Source organism: Kitasatospora putterlickiae (genome assembly GCF_039527695.1).
Taxonomy (GTDB): domain Bacteria; phylum Actinomycetota; class Actinomycetes; order Streptomycetales; family Streptomycetaceae; genus Kitasatospora; species Kitasatospora putterlickiae.
Genome location: NZ_BAAAKJ010000235.1, coordinates 40435 through 46862, shown reverse-complemented (window position 1 = coordinate 46862; position 6428 = coordinate 40435). Strand labels below are relative to the sequence as shown.

The 6428-nt window shown below is 74.7% G+C and carries 7 protein-coding genes; 4 read left to right on the top strand and 3 right to left on the bottom strand.

The window, feature by feature from the left end; all coding sequences use genetic code 11:
- Positions 1-133: 133 nt before the first annotated feature.
- The 4 genes from ABD308_RS23660 (at position 134) to hemB (ending at position 5239) form a co-directional block, all read left to right on the top strand.
- Entirely contained in the window at positions 134-1471 is a 1338-nt protein-coding gene (locus ABD308_RS23660) for a glutamyl-tRNA reductase (protein ID WP_344338340.1), read from the top strand.
- Between the two features lie 41 nt (positions 1472-1512).
- A complete protein-coding gene (hemC, locus tag ABD308_RS23655) occupies positions 1513-2526 on the top strand; it encodes a hydroxymethylbilane synthase (protein WP_344338339.1) in 1014 nt (337 codons plus the stop codon).
- Complete coding sequence (locus tag ABD308_RS23650) at positions 2523-4193, top strand: bifunctional uroporphyrinogen-III C-methyltransferase/uroporphyrinogen-III synthase (protein WP_344338337.1); 1671 nt, start codon at positions 2523-2525, stop codon at positions 4191-4193. The genes hemC and ABD308_RS23650 overlap by 4 nt, the downstream gene beginning before the upstream one ends.
- Before the next feature lie 65 nt (positions 4194-4258).
- The gene (hemB, locus tag ABD308_RS23645) at positions 4259-5239 is read left to right on the top strand and encodes a porphobilinogen synthase (RefSeq protein WP_344338335.1); all 981 of its coding nucleotides are present in this window, start codon (positions 4259-4261) and stop codon (positions 5237-5239) included.
- Positions 5240-5321: 82 nt separating this feature from the next.
- Here hemB and ABD308_RS23640 read toward each other — a convergent pair whose 3' ends face one another.
- The 3 genes from ABD308_RS23640 to ABD308_RS23630 form a co-directional block, all read right to left on the bottom strand.
- Positions 5322-5585: a hypothetical protein gene (locus ABD308_RS23640; RefSeq protein WP_344338333.1), complete on the bottom strand. Its 264-nt coding sequence runs from the start codon at positions 5583-5585 to the stop codon at positions 5322-5324.
- A 126-nt stretch (positions 5586-5711) separates the two neighbouring features.
- Positions 5712-6056, bottom strand: a complete 345-nt coding sequence (locus ABD308_RS23635) for a rodlet layer protein (protein WP_344338330.1) — start codon at positions 6054-6056, stop codon at positions 5712-5714.
- 83 nt (positions 6057-6139) lie between these two features.
- Positions 6140-6428 (bottom strand): rodlet layer protein (locus ABD308_RS23630; protein ID WP_344338328.1); only part of this gene is annotated, 289 nt, incomplete at its 5' end.

Here is a 6428-nt window from a genome sequence, read left to right as displayed (position 1 = left end):
AGCGGCAAGACGCGCGCGGCCGCCGAGGACGCGGACCCGGCGGCGAAGGGCAAGCCCGGCAAGGCCGGCGAGGGCGAGCTGTCCGCGGTGATGCCGGCATGAGCACCGAGATTCGTGGGACCAGGGAGCGGGCGTGAGTCTTCTCGTCGTAGGGCTGAGCCATCGCACGGCCCCGGTCGGCGTGCTGGAGCGCGCCGCGCTGACCGGTGGGGTGCCGACCCGGCTGCTGCACGACGCGGCCGCGTCCGCGACCGTCGCCGAGGCCGCGCTGCTGAACACCTGCAACCGGATCGAGCTGTACGCCGACGTGGACAAGTTCCACGCCGGCGTCGCCGAGCTGTCGCTGCTGCTCGCCCACCACAGCGGAGTGGACCTGGAGGAGCTGACCTCGCACCTCTACGTCCACTACGAGGACCGTGCCGTCCACCACCTCTTCTCGGTGGCCTGCGGCCTGGACTCGATGGTGGTCGGCGAGGGCCAGATCCTCGGCCAGCTGCGTGACGCCCTGGCCAAGGCCCAGGAGGAGCACACCGCCGGACGCGGGCTGAACGAGCTGTTCCAGCAGGCGCTGCGGGTCGGCAAGCGGGCGCACAGCGAGACCGGCATCGACAAGGCCGGCCAGTCGCTGGTGACCTTCGGCCTGGAGCAGGTCGCGGCCGGCGCGGGCGAGATCGCGGGCAAGCGGGCGCTGGTGGTCGGCGCGGGCTCGATGAGCTCGCTGGCCGCCGCCACCCTGGTCCGCTCCGGGGTGACCGACCTGCTGATCGCCAACCGGACGCCGGCCCGCGCCGAGCGGCTGGTCGAGATCCTCGGCGCGGACGTCGCCCGCACCCTGGAGCTGGCCAAGGTGCCCGAGGCGCTGGCCGACGTCGACCTGGTGATCTCCTGCACTGGTGCGGCCGGCGTGGTGATCAAGGCGGACGACGTCGCCGCCGCGGTCGCCGCGCGCGGCGGCTCGACCCCGCTCGCCCTGCTCGACCTCGCCATGCCGCGCGACGTCGACCAGGCCGTGCACGGGCTGCCCGGCGCGCTGCTGGTCGACCTGGAGAGCCTCTCGCACGCCCACGCCGCCACCCCCGGCGCGGGCGACGTCGACGCCGTCTCCGGCATCGTCTCCGAGGAGGTCACCGCCTTCGGCGCCGCCCAGCGGGCCGCCCGGATCGCCCCGACCGTGGTGGCGCTGCGCGCGATGGCCTCCGAGGTGGTCGCCGCCGAACTGGGCCGCCTGGACTCCCGGCTGCCCGGACTGGACGAGCGCTCGCGCGCCGAGATCGGCCAGACCGTCCGCCGGGTGGTCGACAAGCTGCTGCACGCGCCCACCGTGCGGGTGAAGCAGCTGGCCGCCGAACCCGGCGGCGCCTCCTACGCGGAGGCCCTGCGCGAACTGTTCGACCTCGACCCGGCCGCGGTGCACGCGGTCTCGGGCACCCCCATCGGCACCCAGCAGCCTGCGGGCGGGGGCGCCGGATGAACCGTCAGCCATCCCACGAGTACCACCGGGACGATCACCTCATGAATGGTCAACCGCTCACCGGCCGGACGCCGGACGCCACCGCGGCACCCCTGCGGCTCGGCACCCGGCGCAGCGCGCTCGCCATGGCCCAGTCGGGCATGGTCGCCCGCGAGGTGACCCGCGTCACCGGGCGCCCCGTCGAGCTGGTGGAGATCACCACCTACGGCGACACCTCCCGCGAGGCGCTGGCCCAGATCGGCGGCACCGGGGTGTTCGTCTCCGCGCTGCGCGACGCGCTGCTGGAGGGCCGGATCGACTTCGCCGTGCACTCCCTCAAGGACCTGCCGACCGCCGAGCCCGAGGGCCTGCTGCTGGCGGCCGTCCCGCAGCGGGAGGACAGCCGTGACGCCCTGGTCGCGCGCGAGGGCCTGGCGCTGGGCGAACTGGTCGAGAAGCTGGCCGGCGCCGGACGCCCGGCCCGGATCGGCACCGGCTCGCCGCGCCGGATGGCGCAGCTGAACGCCTGGGCCCGGGCCAACGGCGCCCAGCTGGAGACGGTCGCGATCCGCGGCAACGTGGACACCCGGATCGGCTTCGTCACCTCCGGCGAGCTGGACGCGGTGGTGCTGGCGACGGCCGGCCTGAACCGGCTCGGCCGGTCCGCCGAGATCACCGACCACCTCGACCCCAAGCTGATGATCCCGGCCCCGGGCCAGGGCGCGCTCGCCGTCGAGTGCACCACCACCAACAGCGGACTGGCCGCCGCGCTGTCGGCCCTCGACCACGCCCCCACCCGGGTCGCGGTGGCCGCCGAGCGCGCCCTGCTGGCCGCCCTGGAGGCCGGCTGCTCCGCGCCGGTCGCCGCGCTGGCCGGCTGGAACCACCAGACCGAACTGCGGCTGGAGGGCGTGGTCGGCACCCCCGACGGCGCCGCCCTGCTGAAGATGTCCGCCCACGGTCCGATCGTCCTCGACGAGACCGCCGAGCGGCAGGCGGCGGCCCTCGGCCGCGCGCTGGCCGCCCGGCTGCTCGACGCGGGCGCGGCCGCCCTGATGGGGGAGCGAGCCCGATGAGCCCCACCACCGCCACCGACAGCCCGTTCCCGGCCGACAGCCCGTTCGGGGGCACCGTGCCCTCCGCCGGCCGCTGCACCTTCCTGGGCGCGGGCCCCGGCGACCCGGGCCTGCTGACCCTGCGCGCGGTCGAGGTGCTGGCCTCCGCCGACGTGCTGGTCGCCGACCCGCTGACCGCCGCCGCCGTGCGCAGCCACTGTCCCTCCGGTGTGCAGGTGCACTCCCCGGGCGCGGCGGGGCCGGAGTTCGACCTGGCCGACCTGGTCGCCGAGGCCGTGCGGTCCGGCAAGCACGTGGTGCGGACCGTCGACGGCGACCCGGGCCTGGACGGCTGCGCGGCCGAGGAGATGCTCGGCTGCGCCGGCGCCGGGATCGCCTTCGAGGTGATCCCGGGTGTCGCCCAGTCGGTCGGCGTCCCCGCCTACGCGGGCGTGCCGCTGCGCGGCGCGGCCGGCACCGACGTCCGCTTCGTGGAGGCCGCGGCGCTGCTGGCCGGCTCCCCGGTGGACCTGGGCGCGCCGGAGACCACCCTGGTGGTGCGCACCACCCTGGGCCAGCTGCCGGCCACCGCCAACGCGCTGGTCGCCAACGGCCGCAAGCCGGACTCGGCGCTGAGCGCCACGCTCTCCGGCACCACCACCCGGCAGCGCACCTTCACCGCGACCCTGTCCTCCATCGCGGCGGACCTCAAGGCCGCCCGGGTGCTGCCCTCCCCGGTCTCCGCCCCGGTGGACCCGGCCACCCCGGTGATAGCCGTGGTCGGTGAGCAGGTCGCCCACCGCGCCTCGCACTCCTGGTTCGAGACCAAGCCGCTGTTCGGCTGGAACGTGCTGGTGCCGCGCACCAAGGAGCAGGCGCACGGCCTCTCCGAGCAGCTGCGCTCGTACGGCGCGGTGCCGCAGGAGGTGCCGACCATCGCGGTCGAGCCGCCGCGCACCCCGCAGCAGATGGAGCGGGCGATCAAGGGCCTGGTCACCGGCCGCTACGAGTGGATCGCCTTCACCTCGGTGAACGCGGTGCGCGCGGTGCGCGAGAAGTTCGAGGAGTACGGCCTGGACGCCCGGGCGTTCGCCGGGATCAAGGTCGCTGCGGTCGGCGAGACCACCGCGCAGGCGCTGGTGGACTTCGGCGTGAAGCCGGACCTGGTGCCCTCCGGCGAGCAGTCCGCGGCCGGGCTGCTGGAGGACTGGCCGCCGTACGACCCGGTGTTCGACCCGATCGACCGGGTGCTGCTGCCGCGCGCCGACATCGCCACCGAGACCCTGGTGGCCGGCCTGGTCGAGCTGGGCTGGGAGGTCGACGACGTGACGGCGTACCGGACGGTGCGCGCCTCGCCGCCGCCGGCCGAGACCCGTGAGGCGATCAAGGGCGGCGGTTTCGACGCGGTGCTGTTCACCTCGTCCTCGACCGTGCGGAACCTGGTCGGCATCGCGGGCAAGCCGCACAACGTGACGGTCATCGCCTGCATCGGCCCGGCCACCGCCAAGACCGCCGAGGAGCACGGCCTGCGGGTCGACGTGATGGCCCCGGCGCCGTCGGCGGCCGCGCTGGCCCAGGCGCTGGCGGACTTCGGGGCCAAGCGCCGGGACACCGCGACCGCCGCGGGCGAGCCCGTCTACCGCCCCAGTGAGCGCCGTCCCGGCTCGCGCCGCAAGGCCGCGCGCTGACGTAGAGACCGGGGGCGGCCCGACCGCCGCCCCCGGCACCGCACCATCGTTCGGAGAGAGAAGCCGTGTCCGCTGAATTCCCGTACGTCCGCCCGCGCCGGCTCCGCTCGACCCCGGCGGTGCGCCGGCTGGTCGCCGAGACCCGGCTGCACCCGGCGGAACTGATCCTCCCCGCCTTCGTCCGCGAGGGCATCACCGAGCCGAAGCCGATCTCCTCGATGCCCGGCGTGGTCCAGCACACCCGGGACACTCTGCGGAAGGCCGCGACGGAGGCCGCCGAGGCGGGGGTGGGCGGCATCATGCTGTTCGGCCTGCCCGAGGTGAAGGACGCCGTCGGTTCCGAGGGGACCAACCCGGACGGCATCCTGCAGCAGGCGATCCGCGACGTGGTCGCGGAGGTCGGCGACCAGCTGGTGGTCATGTCGGACCTCTGCCTGGACGAGTTCACCGACCACGGCCACTGCGGCGTGCTGGCCGAGGACGGCGCCGTGGACAACGACGCCACCCTGGCGCGCTACGCCGAGATGGCCGTGGTGCAGGCCGAGGCCGGCGTCCACATGGTCGGCCCCTCGGGCATGATGGACGGCCAGATCGGCGTGATCCGCCGGGCGCTGGACGAGGCCGGGCACCAGGACGTGGCCGTGCTCGCGTACACCGCCAAGTACGCCTCCGCGCTGTACGGCCCGTTCCGCGAAGCCGTCAACTCCTCGCTCAAGGGCGACCGCAAGAGCTACCAGCAGGACCCGGCGAACGCCCGGGAGGCGCTGCGCGAGCTGGAGCTGGACCTCGCCGAGGGCGCCGACCTGGTGATGGTCAAGCCCGCGATGCTCTACCTGGACGTCCTGCGCCAGGTCGCCGACGCCTCCCCGGTGCCGGTGTCCGCGTACCAGATCTCCGGTGAGTACGCGATGGTGGAGGCCGCCGCCGCCAACGGCTGGATCGAGCGGGAGCGCACCATCCTGGAGACCCTCACCTCGATCCGCCGGGCCGGTGCCGAGCAGATCCTCACCTACTGGGCCGTCGAGGCCGCCGCGATGCTCAAGTAGCCGACGGGCCGTCGCACCGCGCACGCCGAAGGCCGGGCCCCCGCTCCGTCGGGAGGGGCCCGGCCTTCGTCACGCGTCGCCGTCAGTCGCCGATGTGGGCGAAGCCGCCGCCGCCGCCGAGGAGGGCGGTGGAGGTCGCGGCGCCCCAGCCGAACTCGCCGGCATCGATGTGCGAGGTGTGGGCGATGCCCCCGCCCCCGCCGGCCGCGAACACCGGGTCGGTGGAGGCGATGCCCCCGCCGCCGCCGGCCACGCCGACGTGCGCGGACGCCGCCGGGGCGGCGAGACCGGCCAGCGCCAGCGCGCCGATGGCGGTCAGGGTGATCTTGCCCAGCGTGCTCTTCATGGATCTGCCCTTTCTTCCGGGGCGCCCGGTGCGGGCGCCCTGACTGTGGGGTGTGCTGCCGCCGGGACGCCCGGAGGGCCCGGGGACCAGACGTCCCCGGGCCCTCCGTCGCGCCGTGCGGCTGGATCAGCCGATCAGGTGCGAGACGCCCGCGTCGCCCGAGGACTGGGTGTTCTGGCCGACGTTGCAGATCTGCTTCGGGGTGCTGTTGAGGACCGGGACCTCGATCGGCACGGCCACGCCGAGGACGCCGACCGCCACGTTGTGGATCTCGGGCAGGCAGATGTTCGGGTTGTCCAGGGTGTGGAAGTTCGCGCTGTGGTCGCCGTTGGTGCCGGTGTGGTTGGTGCCACCGTTGCCCTGGACCGAGACGGCGGAGCCGTCCGAGTCGGCGATGGCGCCGGCCGAGCCGGCGGACATCGCGATGGCGGCGGCGGCCAGGCCGGCGGCGGCGAGGGACTTCTTGATCATTGCGGTGTTCCTCTCGGGGGTGAATCGGGGAGCGATTCGAAGGGTGGTCGGTTCGGAAGGGGTGACGCTGCTGGGACGAGCGGTCAGCCGATCAGGTGCGAGATGCCCGCGTCGCCGTGGCTCTGAGTGCCCTGGCCCTGGGTGCAGTACTGCTTGCCACCGCTGTTGGCGATCGGGACCTCGATCGGCACGGCGATGCCGGCCACGCCGACGGCGATGTTGTGGATCTCGGGCAGGCAGACGTTCGCGTTGTCCAGGAAGTGGAAGTTCGGGCTGTGGTCGCCGACGGTGCCGGTGAAGTTGGTGCCGCCGTTGCCCTGGAACGACCCGGCGGCGCCGTCCGCGTCCGCGATGGCCGAGGCCCGCGCCGCC